At 70.5% G+C, this 16,262-nt stretch carries 12 protein-coding genes, 1 tRNA gene and 2 pseudogenes; 4 read left to right on the forward strand and 11 right to left on the reverse strand.

Annotated elements, in window-relative coordinates; translation table 11 throughout:
- Positions 1 to 32 precede the first annotated feature (32 nt).
- Together ACIHCL_RS16150 and ACIHCL_RS16155 are read right to left on the reverse strand one after the other, a co-directional pair.
- Positions 33 to 719 (reverse strand): TetR family transcriptional regulator, encoded by a 687-nt coding sequence (locus ACIHCL_RS16150; protein ID WP_399862072.1) that lies wholly within the window; start codon positions 717 to 719, stop codon positions 33 to 35.
- The gene (locus tag ACIHCL_RS16155) at positions 716 to 1,732 is read right to left on the reverse strand and encodes an acyl-CoA desaturase (protein WP_399862074.1); all 1,017 of its coding nucleotides are present in this window, start codon (positions 1,730 to 1,732) and stop codon (positions 716 to 718) included. The genes ACIHCL_RS16150 and ACIHCL_RS16155 overlap by 4 nt, the downstream gene beginning before the upstream one ends.
- A gap of 340 nt (positions 1,733 to 2,072) precedes the next feature.
- Between ACIHCL_RS16155 and ppc the strand changes: the two genes are divergently transcribed.
- A complete protein-coding gene (gene ppc / locus ACIHCL_RS16160) occupies positions 2,073 to 4,802 on the forward strand; it encodes a phosphoenolpyruvate carboxylase (protein ID WP_399862076.1) in 2,730 nt (909 codons plus the stop codon).
- Positions 4,803 to 4,879: 77 nt separating this feature from the next.
- Here ppc and ACIHCL_RS16165 read toward each other — a convergent pair whose 3' ends face one another.
- The 7 genes and pseudogenes from ACIHCL_RS16165 to ACIHCL_RS16195 form a co-directional block, all read right to left on the reverse strand.
- Positions 4,880 to 5,350 (reverse strand): hypothetical protein, encoded by a 471-nt coding sequence (locus ACIHCL_RS16165; protein WP_399862077.1) that lies wholly within the window; start codon positions 5,348 to 5,350, stop codon positions 4,880 to 4,882.
- 219 nt (positions 5,351 to 5,569) lie between these two features.
- On the reverse strand, positions 5,570 to 6,166 hold the full coding sequence (pth, locus tag ACIHCL_RS16170) for an aminoacyl-tRNA hydrolase (RefSeq protein WP_399862079.1): 597 nt from the start codon (positions 6,164 to 6,166) through the stop codon (positions 5,570 to 5,572).
- A gap of 146 nt (positions 6,167 to 6,312) precedes the next feature.
- Positions 6,313 to 6,891 (reverse strand): 50S ribosomal protein L25/general stress protein Ctc, encoded by a 579-nt coding sequence (locus ACIHCL_RS16175; RefSeq protein WP_399862081.1) that lies wholly within the window; start codon positions 6,889 to 6,891, stop codon positions 6,313 to 6,315.
- A 415-nt stretch (positions 6,892 to 7,306) separates the two neighbouring features.
- Entirely contained in the window at positions 7,307 to 8,281 is a 975-nt protein-coding gene (locus ACIHCL_RS16180; protein WP_399862083.1) for a ribose-phosphate diphosphokinase, read from the reverse strand.
- 118 nt (positions 8,282 to 8,399) lie between these two features.
- Complete coding sequence (glmU, locus tag ACIHCL_RS16185) at positions 8,400 to 9,848, reverse strand: bifunctional UDP-N-acetylglucosamine diphosphorylase/glucosamine-1-phosphate N-acetyltransferase GlmU (protein WP_399862086.1); 1,449 nt, start codon at positions 9,846 to 9,848, stop codon at positions 8,400 to 8,402.
- A gap of 130 nt (positions 9,849 to 9,978) precedes the next feature.
- Positions 9,979 to 10,049, reverse strand: a tRNA-Gln gene (locus ACIHCL_RS16190).
- A gap of 11 nt (positions 10,050 to 10,060) precedes the next feature.
- Positions 10,061 to 10,932 (reverse strand): annotated as a pseudogene (locus ACIHCL_RS16195) (hypothetical protein).
- Between the two features lie 155 nt (positions 10,933 to 11,087).
- Between ACIHCL_RS16195 and ACIHCL_RS16200 the strand changes: the two are divergent.
- Complete coding sequence (locus ACIHCL_RS16200; RefSeq protein ID WP_399862088.1) at positions 11,088 to 12,416, forward strand: histidine kinase; 1,329 nt, start codon at positions 11,088 to 11,090, stop codon at positions 12,414 to 12,416.
- Positions 12,417 to 12,450: 34 nt separating this feature from the next.
- Here ACIHCL_RS16200 and ACIHCL_RS16205 read toward each other — a convergent pair whose 3' ends face one another.
- Positions 12,451 to 12,984: an SUKH-3 domain-containing protein gene (locus ACIHCL_RS16205; RefSeq protein ID WP_399862090.1), complete on the reverse strand. Its 534-nt coding sequence runs from the start codon at positions 12,982 to 12,984 to the stop codon at positions 12,451 to 12,453.
- A 10-nt stretch (positions 12,985 to 12,994) separates the two neighbouring features.
- Positions 12,995 to 13,531, reverse strand: coding sequence for a YwqJ-related putative deaminase (locus ACIHCL_RS16210; protein ID WP_399862092.1), 537 nt, complete (start codon positions 13,529 to 13,531; stop codon positions 12,995 to 12,997).
- 317 nt (positions 13,532 to 13,848) lie between these two features.
- On the opposite strand from ACIHCL_RS16210, the gene ACIHCL_RS16215 reads away from it, so the two are divergent.
- Together ACIHCL_RS16215 and ACIHCL_RS16220 are read left to right on the forward strand one after the other, a co-directional pair.
- Entirely contained in the window at positions 13,849 to 14,826 is a 978-nt protein-coding gene (locus ACIHCL_RS16215) for an SMI1/KNR4 family protein (RefSeq protein WP_399862307.1), read from the forward strand.
- Between the two features lie 5 nt (positions 14,827 to 14,831).
- A pseudogene (locus tag ACIHCL_RS16220) lies at positions 14,832 to 16,262 on the forward strand (hypothetical protein); the annotation flags it as partial.

Raw genomic sequence — 16,262 nt, forward strand, 5'->3', positions numbered from 1 at the left:
GCCCGCGGCGCACCCGGCGACCACGCCCGGTGTCAGCTCTTGCGGTGTCCTATCAGCCGAGGCTTCGACTCCAGGTTCTCCAGACCGTGCCAGGCCAGATTCACCAGATGGGCCGCGACCTCCGCCTTCTTCGGCTTGCGGGCGTTCACCCACCACTGGCCGGTCAGGGCCACCATGCCGACCAGCGCCTGCGCATACAGCGGAGCCAGCTTCGGATCGAAGCCGCGGGCCTTGAACTCCAGGCCCAGGATGTCCTCCACCTGAGTGGCGATGTCACTGATCAGGGACGCGAACGTACCCGTCGACTGCGCGACCGGGGAATCCCGGACCAGGATGCGGAAACCGTCCGTGTACGTCTCGATGTAGTCCAGCAGCGCGAACGCCGCCTGCTCCAGCAGCTCACGCGGGTGCCCGGCCGTCAGCGCACCCGTCACCATGTCGAGGAGCCGGCGCATCTCCCGGTCCACGACCACCGCGTACAGCCCCTCCTTGCCGCCGAAGTGCTCGTACACCACCGGCTTCGAGACACCCGCACGCGCCGCGATCTCCTCCACGGACGTGCCCTCGAAACCCTTGTCGGCGAACAGCGTGCGACCGATGTCCAACAGTTGCTCGCGCCGTTCCTTTCCGGTCATCCTGACCCGGCGGGCCCGCCGGCCGGAGGAAGGACGGTTCTTCTCGCTGCTGGTGCTGGGGTCGGTCGCCACATCGTCAATCATGCCGCGTCGCCGCGCACGGGATCGCGGCGGGAGCCGATACGCCCGGAGTCGACACGCCGCGACGCGATCCTGGCCCGATCCGGCCAGCGCACGTCGTACGCCCACCCCAGCTTCTCGAAGCAGCGGATCAGCCGGGCACTCGAATCCACCTGCCCCCGCTCCACCCCGTGCCGCGCGCTCGTCGGATCCGCGTGATGCAGGTTGTGCCACGACTCGCCGCACGACAGCACCGCCAGCCACCACACGTTCCCCGACCGGTCACGGGACTTGAACGGGCGCTTGCCGACCGCGTGACAGATCGAGTTGATCGACCAGGTGACATGGTGCAGCAGGGCCACCCGCACGAGCGAGCCCCAGAAGAACGCGGTCGCCGCGCCCCACCACGACATCGTCACCAGACCGCCCACCAGCGGCGGCACCGCCAGCGACACCACCGTGAACGTCGCGAAATGCCGGGAGATCCGGCGAATCGCCGGGTCCTTGATCAGATCCGGCGCGTACTTCTGCTGCGGCGTCTGCTCCGCGTCGAACATCCAGCCGACATGCGCCCACCACAGCCCCTTCAACAGGGCCGGCAGCGTCTCGCCGTACCGCCACGGCGAATGGGGATCGCCCTCCGCGTCCGAGAAACGGTGATGCTTGCGGTGATCCGCCACCCACCGCACCAGCGGACCCTCCACCGCCAGCGAACCCGCCACCGCCAACGCGATCCGCAACGGACGCCGCGCCTTGAACGAACCATGCGTGAAATGGCGGTGAAAACCGACCGTGATGCCATGGCAGCCGATGAAGTACATCCCCACCAGCAGCCCCAGATCCAGCCAGCTCACCCCCCGGCCCCACGCCCACGGCACCGCCGTCACCAGCGCCAGGAACGGCACCACGATGAACAGCAGCAGAGCGATCTGCTCGATTGAACGTTTACTGTCCCCGCCCAGCGTGGCGGACGGAAGGACCTGGCCATCTGCCGACGACGGATCCGCGTCGTCGATCACAGCGGGACTGGTGTTCATGGGGAATCCCCTGGGGATGAGGAGTACGACGGACAGCCCTGGCTACGGTTCCGTAACCTACGGTGACGTAAGTATGGCAGCGCGGAGACCCGCCGCACGAGAGCACGACGAACCGGCCGGACGGGGAAAACCCGAACGGGCCGCCAGCCACACCGACGGTGCGGACACCTATCCTGGTGGAGTCGGACAGCGCGGTCCGCACTCTGCTTCCCGGGGTGGCCACAGCACCGCTGCCGGCCGCGGCCCCGGAGACCCCGTGCCCGCGCGACTCCCGCCACCACCCTTGTGCGGGAGCCGCAACGCGACGCACCTCCTCATCCACTGCAAGGAGCCGCACACTGTGAGCAGTGCCGACCAGACCCACGCCGCCAGCCCCGAGCTGCGCGCCGACATCCGCCGCCTCGGCGACCTGCTCGGCGAGACCCTCGTACGCCAGGAAGGCTCAGAGCTCCTCGACCTCGTCGAACGAGTCCGCGCCCTGACCCGCACCGACGGCGAGGCCGCCGCCGAACTCCTCGGCGACACCGACCTGGAGACCGCCGCGCGCCTCGTCCGCGCCTTCTCCACGTACTTCCACCTCGCCAACGTCACCGAACAGGTCCACCGCGCCCGCGAAATGCGCGACCGGCGCGCCGCCGAAGGCGGAGCCCTCGCCCGCACCGCCGACCGCCTCAAGGACGCCGACCCGCAGCACCTGCGCGAAACCGTCAAGAACCTCAACGTCCGGCCCGTCTTCACCGCCCACCCCACCGAAGCCGCCCGCCGCTCCGTCCTCAACAAGCTCCGCCGCATCGCCGAACTCCTCGAAACGCCCGTCATCGACACCGACCGGCGCCGCCAGGACCTCCGCCTCGCCGAGAACATCGACCTCATCTGGCAGACCGACGAACTCCGTGTCGTCCGCCCCGAGCCCGCCGACGAGGCCCGCAACGCCATCTACTACCTCGACGAACTCCACACGGGCGCCGTCGGCGACGTCCTGGAGGACCTCGCCGCCGAACTCGAACGCGCCGGCGTCGAACTCCCCGCCGGCACCCGCCCGCTCACCTTCGGCACCTGGATCGGCGGCGACCGCGACGGCAACCCCAACGTCACCCCCGAGGTCACCCGCGAAGTGCTGATCCTCCAGCACGAACACGGCATCACCGACGCCCTCGAACTCGTCGACCACCTGCGCGCCCAGCTCTCCAACTCCATCCGCTACACCGGCGCCACCGACGAACTCCTCGCCTCCCTCCAGGCCGACCTCGAACGCCTCCCCGAGATCAGCCCCCGCTACAAGCGCCTGAACGCCGAGGAGCCCTACCGCCTCAAGGCCACCTGCATCCGCCAGAAGCTCGTCAACACCCGCGAGCGCCTCGCCGCCGACACCCCCCACCGCCCCGGCTGCGACTACCTCGGCACCGCAGACCTCCTCACCGACCTCGAACTCATCCAGAGCTCCCTGCGCGAACACCGCGGCGGCCTCTTCGCCGACGGCCGCATGGACCGCACCATCCGCACCCTCGCCGCCTTCGGCCTCCAGCTCGCCACCATGGACGTCCGCGAACACGCCGACGCCCACCACCACGCCCTCGGCCAGCTCTTCGACCGGCTCGGCGAGGAATCCTGGCGCTACGCCGACATGCCCCGCGACTACCGGCAGAAGCTCCTCGCCAAGGAACTCCGCTCCCGCCGCCCCCTCGCCCCCACCCCCGCACCCCTCGACGCGGCCGGACAGAAGACCCTCGGCGTCTTCCACACCGTCAAGGAAGCCTTCGAACGCTTCGGCCCCGAAGTCATCGAGTCCTACATCATCTCCATGTGCCAGGGCGCCGACGACGTCTTCGCCGCCGCCGTCCTCGCCCGCGAGGCCGGCCTCATCGACCTCCACGCCGGCTGGGCCAAGATCGGCATCGTCCCGCTCCTGGAAACCACCGACGAACTCCGCGCCGCCGACGTCATCCTCGACGACATGCTCGCCGACCCCTCCTACCGCCGCCTCGTCTCCCTCCGCGGCGACGTCCAGGAGGTCATGCTCGGCTACTCCGACTCCTCCAAGTTCGGCGGCATCACCACCTCCCAGTGGGAGATCCACCGCGCCCAGCGCCGCCTGCGCGACGTCGCCCACCGCTACGGCGTACGGCTCCGCCTCTTCCACGGCCGCGGCGGCACCGTCGGCCGCGGCGGCGGCCCCTCCCACGACGCCATCCTCGCCCAGCCCTGGGGCACCCTCGAAGGCGAGATCAAGGTCACCGAACAGGGCGAGGTCATCTCCGACAAGTACCTCATCCCGGCCCTCGCCCGCGAGAACCTCGAACTCACCGTCGCCGCCACCCTCCAGGCATCGGCCCTGCACACCGCACCCCGCCAGTCCGACGAGGCCCTCGCCCGCTGGGACGCGGCCATGGACACCGTCTCCGAAGCCGCCCACACCGCCTACCGCAAGCTCGTCGAAGACCCCGACCTGCCCGCCTACTTCTTCGCCTCCACCCCCGTCGACCAGCTCGCCGAACTCCACCTCGGCTCACGACCCTCCAGGCGCCCCGACTCCGGCGCCGGACTCGACGGACTCCGCGCCATCCCCTGGGTCTTCGGCTGGACCCAGTCCCGCCAGATCGTCCCCGGCTGGTACGGCGTCGGCTCCGGCCTCAAGGCCCTCCGCGAAGCCGGGCTCGACACCGTCCTCGACGAGATGCATGAGAACTGGCACTTCTTCCGCAACTTCATCTCCAACGTCGAGATGACCCTCGCCAAGACCGACCTGCGCATCGCCCGGCATTACGTCGACACCCTCGTCCCCGACGAGCTCAAGCACGTCTTCGGCACCATCGAGGCCGAACACGCCCTCACCGTCCAGGAAGTCCTCAAGGTCACCGGAGCCACCGAACTCCTCGGCACCAGCCCCGTCCTCCAGCAGACCTTCGCCATCCGCGACGCCTACCTCGACCCCATCTCCTACCTCCAGGTCTCCCTCCTGGCCCGCCAGCGCCAAGCCGCCGCACGTGGCGAGGAACCCGACCCGCTGCTCGCCCGCGCCCTCCTCCTCACCGTCAACGGAGTCGCCGCGGGCCTCCGCAACACCGGCTGACCGGCACCCCGCCCACGGGGGCGGTTCCGCCACGGCAACGCGACCACGCGCCACGCCGCCGACATCGCGGCACGGCACTACAGCGCGAAGAACACCGCCACCAGCAGAACCGCCCCCGCAATCCCCGCCCCCCACGCCACCCGCGGCAGCCGCATGCCCCCGCCGATCACCAACGCGGCCAGCACCAGCGCACCCCCCAACGGCACCCACGCCAGCAGGAAACCCGCCACCCCCGCACGCACCACATCATCCGTACCCGGCCGCACCACCACCGGAAAACGATCACCACGCCGCGCACCGACCGACTTCTCGACCGTCACCCGCGAACGCGCGACCGCCTGCCCCGACGGCGTGAACGGCCCCGTGCAAACATCCGCACCACAACCCGTCACCGTCATCGTCCCGTGCTCACGGCCCTTGCCCAGCACGATGTGGTGCGCCGAATCCCACGAGGACCGCACCCCCGCGACAAGCAGCAACAGAACGACACAGCCCATGGCAGCGATACGAGCGTGGACCAGGACGCGGTGGGAGGAGCTCCGCTTCATGGGCAGCGATCCTTGGACAGAGCGGCATGCCCGGTCAACTCACACGTGAAGAAAACGGCTTACCGATGGGAATGTCGGCAATTACGCACCGCGGCGGACGACCGACACCACCCACCCGCCGCCTCGCTCACCCCGGCCGCACCACCACCGCGACCTCGCCCCCCACGACACCGGGCCTCCGCCACTCCGCCATGCCGCCAGGACCCCAGGCCCCGGACCTCAGGAGTTGTACGCGCCCTGTGCCCGCTCCAGCCCCTCCGCCAGCAGACACTCCACCGAGTCCGCCGCCCGGTCCACGAAATACGCCAGTTCCTTGCGCTCCGCCGACGAGAAGTCCTTCAGCACGAAATCCGCGACCTGCATCCGCCCCGGCGGCCGGCCGATCCCGAACCGCACCCGGTGATACCCCGCACCCAGCGACTTCGTCATCGACTTCAGTCCGTTGTGCCCGTTGTCACCGCCACCCAGCTTCAGCCGCAGCACCCCGTAATCGATGTCCAGCTCGTCATGGACCGCCACCACACGCTCCACCGGCACCTTGTAGAAGTCGCACAGCGCCGAGACCGGACCACCGGACAGATTCATGTACGACATCGGCTTCGCCAGCACCACCCGCCGACTCGACGGCCCGGGCGGACCCATCCGGCCCTCGACCACCTGAGCCTGCGCCTTCTGCGCCCGCTTGAACTTGCCGCCGATCCGCTCGGCGAGCAGATCGACGACCATGAACCCCACGTTGTGCCGGTTCGCCGCGTACTCGGGGCCGGGATTGCCCAGGCCCACGATGAGCCAAGGGGCGGTGGTGGCGTCGGACATCTGCGCTCGGTCTCCTCGCATACGTACGGGCTCCGGGCCCCGGAAGCCCCGGTCACCCCGATCGACAGGGAATCAACGGAAAAACGGGGCGGCGGGTCCCGGACACGGGAACCGCCGCCCCGTCAGTGAAGCGTCGCGGACGAGGCTCAGGCCTCGGCGCCCTCTTCGGCCGTGGCGGCCTCCTCGACCTTCGCGGCGACGACCTGAAGCACGATCGCCTCCGGGTCGTCCACCAGCGAGGAACCCTCGGGCAGCGGGATGTCCTTGGCGAACACGGACGCACCGGCGTCCATACCCGCGATCGAGACCGTGACGGACTCGGGGATGTTCGTGGCCTCGGCCTGGATACGCAGGGTGTTCATCACGTACTCCAGCAGGTTGCTGCCCGGAGCCAGGTCACCCTCGACGTGGACGACGACCTCGACGTCGACCTTCTCGCCGTGCTTGACCGCCAGCAGGTCGACGTGCTCCAGGAAGCCCTTCAGCGGGTCGCGCTGCACAGCCTTCGGGATGACCAGGTGGCTCTTGCCCGCGATGTCCAGACCGATCAGGACGTTGGGCGTCTTGAGCGCCATCATCAGCGCGTGACCCGGCAGCGAGACGTGGACCGGCTCGGCACCGTGACCGTAGACGACGCCGGGAACAAGGCCCTCGCGGCGGGTGCGACGCGCGGCACCCTTGCCGAACTCGTTACGGGTCTGGGCGGTGAGGTTGACCTCAGCCATGACTGCACTCCTCGTGAGGTGACGAAAAACGGACAGTCACCCGGCCCACGACAGACCTGCTACGAAGAGCGCGTCGATAACGGACCGCCGTACACATGAGTACGGCCTCCCTCGCCGAGCAACTCGCTGAGTCTACCCGGCGCGGAGGCCGCACCCCAAAGTGGATCTTTCAAACCGTACCGCCGTCACCGCTCCCCGCCCCGTCCGGAGCCCGATGACCACGGCCCCCCGGCCGCGCCCCCGCACCGCCGCCTGCCGTGAGGCGTCCGGCACGCACCCCCGCCACGCCGTCGGAGGAGTCCCCGTACGCCCGGTACGAGGACCATCCTCCGCCCTGCGATCGCGCACGCCGGACGCCGCACGACCCGACCTCAGGCCGGGCGACGCCGACGCGAAGGCACGGCCCGGGCCGTGCCTACTGCTCCTCGAAGAGGCTGGTGACCGAACCGTCCTCGAACACCTCGCGCACCGCGCGTGCGATCGTCGGTGCGATCGACAGCACCGTGATCTTGTCCAGCTCCTGCTCGCCAGGCGTCGGCAGCGTGTCCGTGAAGACGAACTCGCTGACTTTGGAGTTCTTCAGCCGGTCCGCGGCCGGACCCGACAGCACACCATGCGTCGCGGTCACTATTACGTCCTCGGCGCCGTGCGCGAACAGGGCATCGGCGGCGGCGCAGATCGTGCCGCCCGTGTCGATCATGTCGTCCACCAGGACGCAGACCCGGCCCTTGACGTTGCCGACCACCTCGTGGACCGTCACCTGATTGGCGACGTCCTTGTCACGGCGCTTGTGCACGATGGCCAGCGGCGCGTCCAGCCGGTCGCACCAGCGGTCCGCGACCCGCACCCGGCCCGCGTCCGGCGAGACCACGGTCAGCTTCGAGCGGTCCACCTTCGCCCCGACGTAGTCGGCGAGGATGGGCAGCGCGAACAGGTGGTCCACCGGGCCGTCGAAGAAGCCCTGGATCTGGTCCGTGTGCAGATCCACGGTGAGGATCCGGTCAGCACCCGCCGCCTTCATCAGATCCGCCACCAGACGCGCCGAGATCGGCTCACGACCGCGGTGCTTCTTGTCCTGCCGGGCATAGCCGTAGAACGGCACGATCACCGTGATGGAGCGGGCCGACGCGCGCTTCAGCGCGTCCAGCATGATCAACTGCTCCATGATCCACTTGTTGATCGGGGCCGTGTGGCTCTGCATCAGGAAGCAGTCGGCGCCACGGGCCGACTCCTGGAAGCGGACATAGATCTCGCCATTGGCAAAATCGAACGCCTTCGTCGGCACGAGACCGACGCCCAGTTGGTGTGCGACCTCCTCGGCCAGCTCGGGGTGGGCGCGCCCGGAGAAGAGCATCAGTTTCTTCTCGCCGGTCGTCTTGATCCCGGTCACAGCACAGTCTCCTCAGACATGTTTCTGGCGCCGCGCATGTCTCCCAATGTGCGACGAGCCAGCCGAAATGGGGTGAGCACCTATCACGGTACGCCGTGCTCGGCGTGCCTGTTTCCGGTCAGCTTTCGCCGTCGTGCCCCGCAGCGGCCGACTGAGCCGCCTGCGCGGCGGCACTCCCCGGACGCTTGCGGGCCACCCAGCCCTCGATATTCCTTTGCTGGCCACGGGCGACAGCCAGCGAACCGGGCGGTACATCCTTGGTGATCACCGAGCCTGCGGCGGTGTAAACCCCGTCCCCGATCGTGACGGGCGCCACAAACATATTGTCCGAACCGGTACGGCAGTGGGACCCGATCGTGGTGTGGTGCTTGGCCACACCGTCGTAGTTCACGAACACGCTCGCCGCACCGATGTTGGTGTGATCACCGATCGTCGCGTCACCGACATAGCTCAGATGCGGGACCTTGGTGCCCTCGCCGATCGCGGCGTTCTTCATCTCCACGTACGTGCCGGCCTTGGACCGCGTCCCGAGCCTCGTGCCCGGCCGCAGATAGGCGTACGGGCCCACCGTCGCGGCCTCGCCGATCTCCGCCCCTTCCGAGACCGTGTTGTCCACGCGCGCGCCCACACCCACGCGGGTGTCCTTGAGCCGGGAGTTCGGCCCGACCTCCGCGTCCTCCGAGAGGTGCGTGGTGCCCAGCAACTGGGTGCCCGGGTGCACGACCGCGTCCCGCTCGTACGTGACGGTGACGTCGATCAGCGTGGACGCCGGGTCGACGACGGTCACCCCCGCCGTCATGGCCCGCTCCAGCAGCCGCTGGTTCAGCAGCCGCCGGGCCTCGGTCAGCTGCACCCGGTTGTTGATGCCGAGGATCTCGTGGTGGTCGCCCGCGACGCAGGCGCCGACCCGGTGACCGGCCTCGCGCAGGATGGACAGCACGTCGGTGAGGTACTCCTCGCCCTGGCTGTTGTCCGTACGGACCTGGCCGAGCGCGTCCGCGAGCAGCCGGCCGTCGAACGCGAAGACCCCGGAGTTGATCTCCCGGATCGCCCGCTGGGCGTCGCTCGCGTCCTTGTGCTCGACGATCTCGGTGACCGCGCCGGTGGCCGGGTCACGGACGATCCGTCCGTAGCCGGTGGCGTCCGGGACCTCGGCGGTCAGCACGGTGACGGCGTTGGCATCGGTCGTGTGCGTGGCGGAGAGCGCGGCGAGCGTCTCGCCGGACAGCAGCGGGGTGTCGCCGCAGACGACGACCACGGTGCCCTCGGCGGTCCCGCCCAGCTCGTCGAGCCCGACACGCACGGCGTTGCCGGTGCCCCGCTGCTCGGCCTGGTGGGCGGTGCGCAGCCGGTCGTCGACGGCGGCCAGATGTGCGGTGACCCGCTCGCTCTCGTGGCCGACGACCACGACGAGGTGGGTCGGGTCCAGTTCGCGAGCGGCGGCGACGACGTGTCCGACGAGCGATCGCCCGGCGATCTCGTGCAGGACCTTGGGGGTCTTCGACTTCATGCGGGTGCCCTCACCCGCTGCGAGGACGACGACGGCTGCCGGGCGTTCGGAGCTCACGGAAATGCCCTTCGGCTTCGGGTGGTGGACACCCGCAGGATACCGGGGGGCTGATGGAGGGGTGGCGGGCGGACGGGGGCGGACATGGGTGCGGGCCCCGACCTAGGGAGGTCGGGGCCCGCACCTGCGGCTCCCGGGGAAGGAATCGAACCCTCATTCAATGGACCAAAACCATTTGTCCTGCCGTTAGACGACCCGGGATGGTTCGCCCGTTATGCCCGAATTTCATGATCGGGCATTGAGGCCGCTCCTACTATGCCGTACCACCAGCCCTCAATGCGACGGTACAGGTCGGCGCTTTTCAGAACGCGCACGACCAGGCAGCCCCGGTAGGTGGAACTTGTGTTCTTCCGGTTGGTCCTGGGGGAGTGCTTCTTGAGGGACGTCTTGCCGAACGCCGAGGTGTCGGCGCCCGTCAGGGCCCGCCAGTACCGCTCCGCCGCCGAGGCGTCGGCCGTCTCGTGGATGTGCACATGGAACCGGAGGTGATCCGGCCGCACGCCCAGCAGGCGGAGCCAGGCCAGGAACACCTCGATCATGTGGGGGTCGCTGTTGTGAAGGTGACCCGCTCCTGTGGGCGGTGCGGTTTGGCTTTGGAGTCTTCCGCCCAGTAGAGCCCCACGCCCACCAGGAAGAGTTCGCGTGGACTCAGCGCCCCGATTTCCTCTGCCGCCGCCTGTTTGGTCCGTCGTCGCTCCGCCTCGCGCCGTTGGAGGGTGGCTTCCCAGCCGCGCCTGGCGATGGCCGAGGACTCCTCCCGTGTCCGCTTCCGCTCCGGCTTCGGCAGATCTCGTACCCACAGCGAGATCGAGCTCTTCGAGCAGCCCAGCTCCACCTGGATCTGGTCGTACGTCATGCCCTTGAGCCGCAGCTCTCGGGCTTTCTCGCGCAGATCGTCCTTGGCGTTGGGGCGCTTGGTCCACTCCGGGGCGGGTTCGCCCCGGACGAGACGGTTCAGGATGTCGTTGTTGCCGACGCGCAGGCGGTCGCGGATCTGGCGCAGGCTGAGGCCCTGGCGGCGGAGGGCGACCGCCTGGGCGCGCAAGCCTTCGAAATCGGCGTACCTGCCCGTGATTTCCGTCATGCGCCGAGCGTCGTCCGGAATGCGGACGTCCGGTGCGAAAGCCCGCTCGATTCACCATTTCAAGCGAAAGGTGGCCGTTCCGACTTTGTTCGACGGACACGCGTGCTGGGCAGGCCCCCCGTAAACGAGGTGCGTGCGCCCGTAGGCTGGACGGCATGACCGCAACGGGGGAACACCGGGAAGCCGCGGGTGCGACCGCCCGTGGCTATGCGTGGTGGGGGCGGCGGCGGAGCGTCGCACTGGATGTGGGGCTCGCGCTCCTGTCGGCGCTGGAGTGCGCCTGGGAAGGGGTGCACTTCGCCCGCGATGCCGCGTTGCCGCTGCCGGTCGGTGTGGTGTTCGGGCTGTTCGCGGGGGCCGTGCTGGTGGTGCGGCGGCGCTGGCCGATCGCCGTGGTGCTGGTGGCGATCGCGACGACCCCCGCCGACATGGGCTTTCTGATGGGGCTGGTCGGCCTCTACACGCTGGCCGCCTCCGAGGTGCCGCGCAGGATCACCGCCGTTCTGACGGGGATGTCCTTCACCGGGTCGTTCATCGTCACGTATGTACGGATGCGGCAGAGCGTCGCCGAGCAGGCCGACTTCGGGCCGGGCGACGGGTACATCCCGCTGATCTCCCTCTTCATGTCGCTGGGGCTCACCGCCCCGCCCGTGCTGTTCGGCCTGTACATAGGGGCCCGGCGGCGGCTGATGGAGAGCCTGCGGGAGCGGGCGGACTCGCTGGAGCGGGAGCTCTCGTTGCTGGCCGATCGGGCCGAGGAGCGGGCCGAGTGGGCGCGGACGGAGGAGCGCCACCGGATCGCCCGTGAGATGCACGACGTGGTGGCCCACCGGGTGAGCCTGATGGTGGTGCACGCCGCCGCGCTCCAGGCCGTGGCGCTGAAGGATCCGCCGAAGGCGGTGCGGAACGCGGCGTTGGTCGGCGACATGGGCCGGCAGGCGCTCACGGAGCTGCGGGAGATGCTCGGGGTGCTGCGGGCGGGGGAGTCGGTGGCGCCCCGGTCCGCGGAGGCGCAGGTGCCGCTCGCGTCGGTCGGCCGGGCGGCGGCCGCCGCGGCCGAGGCGGCGGCGGTGGAGGACGGTCCGAGGCTGGCCGAGGTGGAGAAGCTGGTCGGGGAGTCCAGGGCGGCGGGTATGACGGTGGAGCTGTCGGTGGACGGTGAGGCCCGCTCGTACGCGCCGGAGGTCGAGCAGACGGCGTACCGGGTGGTGCAGGAGGCGCTGACGAACGTGCACAAGCACGCGGCGGGCGCGAGGACGTGGGTGCGGTTGGCGCATCGTGGCACGGAGGTCGCGATGCAGGTGGAGAACGGCCCTTCGGACGCCGCCACGGCGGATGCCGGGCTGCCGAGCGGGGGCAACGGGCTCGTTGGCATGCGGGAGCGGGTGCTGGGGCTCGGGGGTGTGTTCGTCTCGGGGCCGACGGACGCGGGGGGTTTCCGGGTGTCGGCGGTGCTGCCGGACCGGAGTGCCGCGCCGGCCTGAGCGGTGGCCGGGCCGATTGGGCCGGAGCGGGTGTTCAGCCCGTGGTGAGACGTTCCGGCTGAATGCCCGTCACGAGGGCGGTGAGGGCCTGGTCGATGTCCGGGCCGAGGTACCAGTCGCCGGTGTGGTCGATGCTGTAGACGCGGCCCTCGGCGTCGATCGCGAGGACGGCCTGCCCGTTGCCCTCTTCGCCCAGAGGGCTGAGCTCGGTGTCCAGGGCGCGGCCGAGGTCGTTGAGGGTGCGGGCGAGGTGGAGGCCGCTCAGCGGGTCGATGCGTACGGAGGCCGGTGCGATCTGTCGGCCGGGTGCGGTGGCCTTGATGTGGAGTCCGCCGAATTCGGCCCAGGCCTCGACGGCGGCGGGGAAGACGGCGTGCTGGTGGCCGCCGGGTGACCGGTGGGCGCGGAGGGTGTCGGCCCATTCCTCGGCCCGGCGGATGTCCCAGCGGCCGGGCTGCCAGCCGGCGGCGCGCAGGGCGGTGTCGACGGGGGTGGTGAAGCGGGCCGGGGTGTGGTGGTCGGTGTCGGCCGGGGGTGTGTGTCCGGGCCGGTCGGTTCGGTCGTGCATCGGCGCGTGGTCAGCCCTTCTCCGCGGTGGTCGCCGCCCCGTCCGCCGAGAGGTCGACGGGACGTACTCCGAAGTGGGCGAGCATCGCCGTGCAGGAGCGGCACGGGGGCGCGTAGTCGCCGTGCAGGGGGTCGCCGTCCTCGCGGATGTGCCGGGCGGTGAGGCGGGAGTGCTTGAGGGCGCGGCGGGCCTCGCCGTTGGTCAGGGGTTTGCGCCGGGCCCGCTTGGAGCGGGCGGATTCGGCGGCGGTGAGGTGCCGGGACAGGAGCATGGCTTCGGGGCAGCGGCCGGTGAAGCGTTCGCGCTGGCCGCTGGTGAGGGTGTCGAGGAAGTCCTGTACGAGGGGGTGGAGCACGGGGGGCTGGTCGCCCTTGCCTCCGGTGCAGGTGAGCGTCTCGCCGCGTACGGAAAGGGCCGCGGCCACCGCGGGGAGGATGCCGTCGCGGCGCTGGTGCAGCAGGGGTGCGTGGCGGGCGGGGGCGTTGCTCCAGCTGAGGCGTGGGTCCCCGGGTGTGGTGCTGGGTGTGACTGTTTGTGCGGTGTGCATGGTGCTGTTCCCTCCCGTGCCCGCGGCGGTGGCCGCGTGGTCTGCACGCCCCCGAGTTGTGGTGACAGCCTGCCAAATGTCCGGGCTGGTGGGGAAGCTGGGGCGGGCTTACGGGGGTTTGTGTCGTCCTTCGGGGGGGTGCGGTGTCGCTCGTCCGTCACGTGGTTGTGACGGTTCGTGACGGATGGGGAGGGTGGATGGGGAGGAGGGGAGTGCGGGCGGGGCCGGTTCCCATGGCACCGCATAGGCTGTGCGAGGACCGTCCGCCATGGGGCGAGGCCGGTCCTCACCAGCCAGACGCAGCAGGGGGCAACGCCATGACGACAGGTGGGCTCGGGCAGCAAGCCGCGCCACCGAACGCGGCCTACGCCGGCCAGCTCGTGCATTTCCCGGATCCGGTCCGTGCGGCGCGGCATCCCGGGGGCGTGCGGATAGGTGCGGACGGCAGTCCGGATTTCTCGCCGTACGCGCGTGCTGCCGCGGAGGTCGCGGAGCCTCCGCAGGGTTTCGGTGTCGACGAGTTGCGGTTGACGGACTACGTCTCGGCGAATGCGGCGCTGGCGGCGAGCGGTCATGAGTTGTGGGACACGATCCCGGCGGTCGCGACGCCGCACGGTTGGACGTGGCACCACGTTCCCGGCGGTCGGCGCATGGAGCTGATCCCGGTCGAGGTCAAGGCCCTGCTGAGGCATCACGCGGGTCTCGCGGCGACGCGGGCCGACCAGGACAAGCGGGGTACCCGGCCGTTGCAGGAGACCCGGCCGGCGCATTTCCGGTTGCCGAAGGGGTTCGTGGCGGTGACCGAGCAGCAGGTGCAGGGGGTCGAGGAGGACCTCGGTTACCGGTTGCCGGGTGCGTACCGTTCGTTCCTGAAGGCGGCGGGCGGCTCGGCGCCGGTCGGTGCGGCGCTCGACGCGCAGTTGGGGCTTTTGGTCGATCAGCCGTTCTTCACGGTGCGCGAGGAGGCCGCCGTGAACGATCTGGTGTACGTGAACAAGTGTCTGCGGGACCATCTGACCAAGGATTTCCTGGGTGTCGCCTTCGTCCAGGGCGGTCTTCTCGCGGTGAAGGTGAAGGGTTCCGGTATCGGTTCGGTGTGGTTCTGCGCGTACGACGACGCGCGGGATCGGGACGGCTGGAGCGTTCAGGAGCGGGTGGACCGGCTGCTGCTGCCGTGTGGTGACGACTTCGATGCGTTCCTGGGGCGGCTGGCGGGTAATCCGCCGGAACTGGAGACCGTGGCGAACCTGATGGTGGACGGTGGCTTCGCGCGGGCCGTCCCGGTGGAGGGGTGAGCGCGATGGTGACGTTCGCGCAGGCGCAGGAGCGCGCCGACGAATGGATCAACGGCGATGTGCCCGCGTATCAGCATCGTGAGGTGCGGGTGCGGGAGTTCGAGCTGGGTTTCGTCGTGTGGGGTGAGGACCGTGCCGAGGGTCCGGTCTCGGACGGCGGCCGGCAGCGGCTGGTGATTGCCAGGGACAGCGGTGAGGCCACGTTGTGGCCGGGGTTGCCGGTGGGCGAGATCATCCGGCGGTACGAGGAGGAGTACGGGACGGTCGCCGCCGCGCCGACCGCTCCGGAGCCGCCGCAGCGGGTCGATCTGAATCAGACGTCGTTCCTGCTGAGTCCTCCGGAGTGGCTCCAGGAGGCGGCCGACAAGCTGGGTATTCCGGATCACCGGGGCGACCGGGGCGGTCTGGGTGCTCAGGACGATCGGGACCGCCGGGGCGAGCGAATCGATCAGGGCGGGGACCCGGAGTCGGCGGGGGTGCCTTCGCCGACCGGTGGTGCGGCCGGTGACGCGGCCGGTGGCCGGGTCGAGTACGAGCCCACCGCGAACGACGGCGTTCCGGCGTCGGCGCCGAATGTGCCGGCCGGTTCCACCCCGTGGGACGGGACCGACACCAACGCGGGTTCCGACGACGGTTCGGTCCCGCTTCCGGCCACGGTGTTCGCGCCGCCGCTCTCGGGCGCCGATGACGAGGGTGCCCCGCCGCCGGTCGTGCCCGCCGACGCGCCGACCGCGCTGATGTCCGGTGGCAGCCAGTTGCCGCCGACGGCGATCGTGCCGGGGATGGACGCGCTGCGTGCCGCCGGTTCCGTGCCCGGGGCGCAGGCTCCGGCTCCAGACGCGCCGGGGACTCCGGCGTCCGGTACGCCCGTGCCCGGTACGCCCGTTCCGGGGGTGCCCACGCCCGCGCCGGGGGCCGGTGACATCGCTGACGCGGCCACCAGCAAGGCCACCGTCCCGCCGCGCGGTACGCGTGGGGGCGGCCCTTCGACCCCGCCGCCGCCCGGTGTGCCCGGTGCGCCCGGCGCTCCGGTGCCGCCGCCCTCGGGGCCGGGTGCGCCCGGAGCCCCGGCGGGCGGGTATCTGCCGACGCAACTCGTTCCGGAGCAGAGCCTGTCCGGTCCGCCGAGCCCGCCCGGTCCTCCGGGGCCGCCCGCGCCTCCTGGTTCGACGCCTCCGCCTGGTGGTGGGGTGCATCATGCCGCGACGATGCTGGCCGACCCGAGCATGGGTGGCCCCGGTGTTCCGCAGCCTCCCGGCCCTCCCGGTCCGCCCAGCCCTCCCGGTCCCCCCGGTGCGCCAGGGGTTCCCGGTGGGGCCGGTGCCTCCGGTGCGCCGCAGCCGCCGAGCCCGCCCGGTCCTCCGGGGCCGCCCGCGCCTCCTGGTTCGACGCCTCCGCCTGGTGGTGGGGTGCATCATGCCGCGACGATGCTGGCC

It is taken from the genome of Streptomyces sp. NPDC052042 (assembly GCF_044548345.1).
GTDB lineage: Bacteria > Actinomycetota > Actinomycetes > Streptomycetales > Streptomycetaceae > Streptomyces.

Excerpts from the sequence above, each read along its gene's own strand:
- ACIHCL_RS16215 (WP_399862307.1), top strand. The coding sequence starts at position 13,849 with ATGACGACAGGTGGGCTCGGGCAGCAAGCCGCGCCACCGAACGCGGCC.
- pth (WP_399862079.1), bottom strand. The coding sequence starts at position 6,166 with ATGTCCGACGCCACCACCGCCCCTTGGCTCATCGTGGGCCTGGGCAAT.
- ACIHCL_RS16205 (WP_399862090.1), bottom strand. The coding sequence starts at position 12,984 with ATGCACGACCGAACCGACCGGCCCGGACACACACCCCCGGCCGACACC.
- ACIHCL_RS16150 (WP_399862072.1), bottom strand. The coding sequence starts at position 719 with ATGATTGACGATGTGGCGACCGACCCCAGCACCAGCAGCGAGAAGAAC.
- ACIHCL_RS16210 (WP_399862092.1), bottom strand. The coding sequence starts at position 13,531 with ATGCACACCGCACAAACAGTCACACCCAGCACCACACCCGGGGACCCA.
- ACIHCL_RS16175 (WP_399862081.1), bottom strand. The coding sequence starts at position 6,891 with ATGGCTGAGGTCAACCTCACCGCCCAGACCCGTAACGAGTTCGGCAAG.
- ACIHCL_RS16200 (WP_399862088.1), top strand. The coding sequence starts at position 11,088 with ATGACCGCAACGGGGGAACACCGGGAAGCCGCGGGTGCGACCGCCCGT.
- ACIHCL_RS16155 (WP_399862074.1), bottom strand. The coding sequence starts at position 1,732 with ATGAACACCAGTCCCGCTGTGATCGACGACGCGGATCCGTCGTCGGCA.
- ACIHCL_RS16165 (WP_399862077.1), bottom strand. The coding sequence starts at position 5,350 with ATGAAGCGGAGCTCCTCCCACCGCGTCCTGGTCCACGCTCGTATCGCT.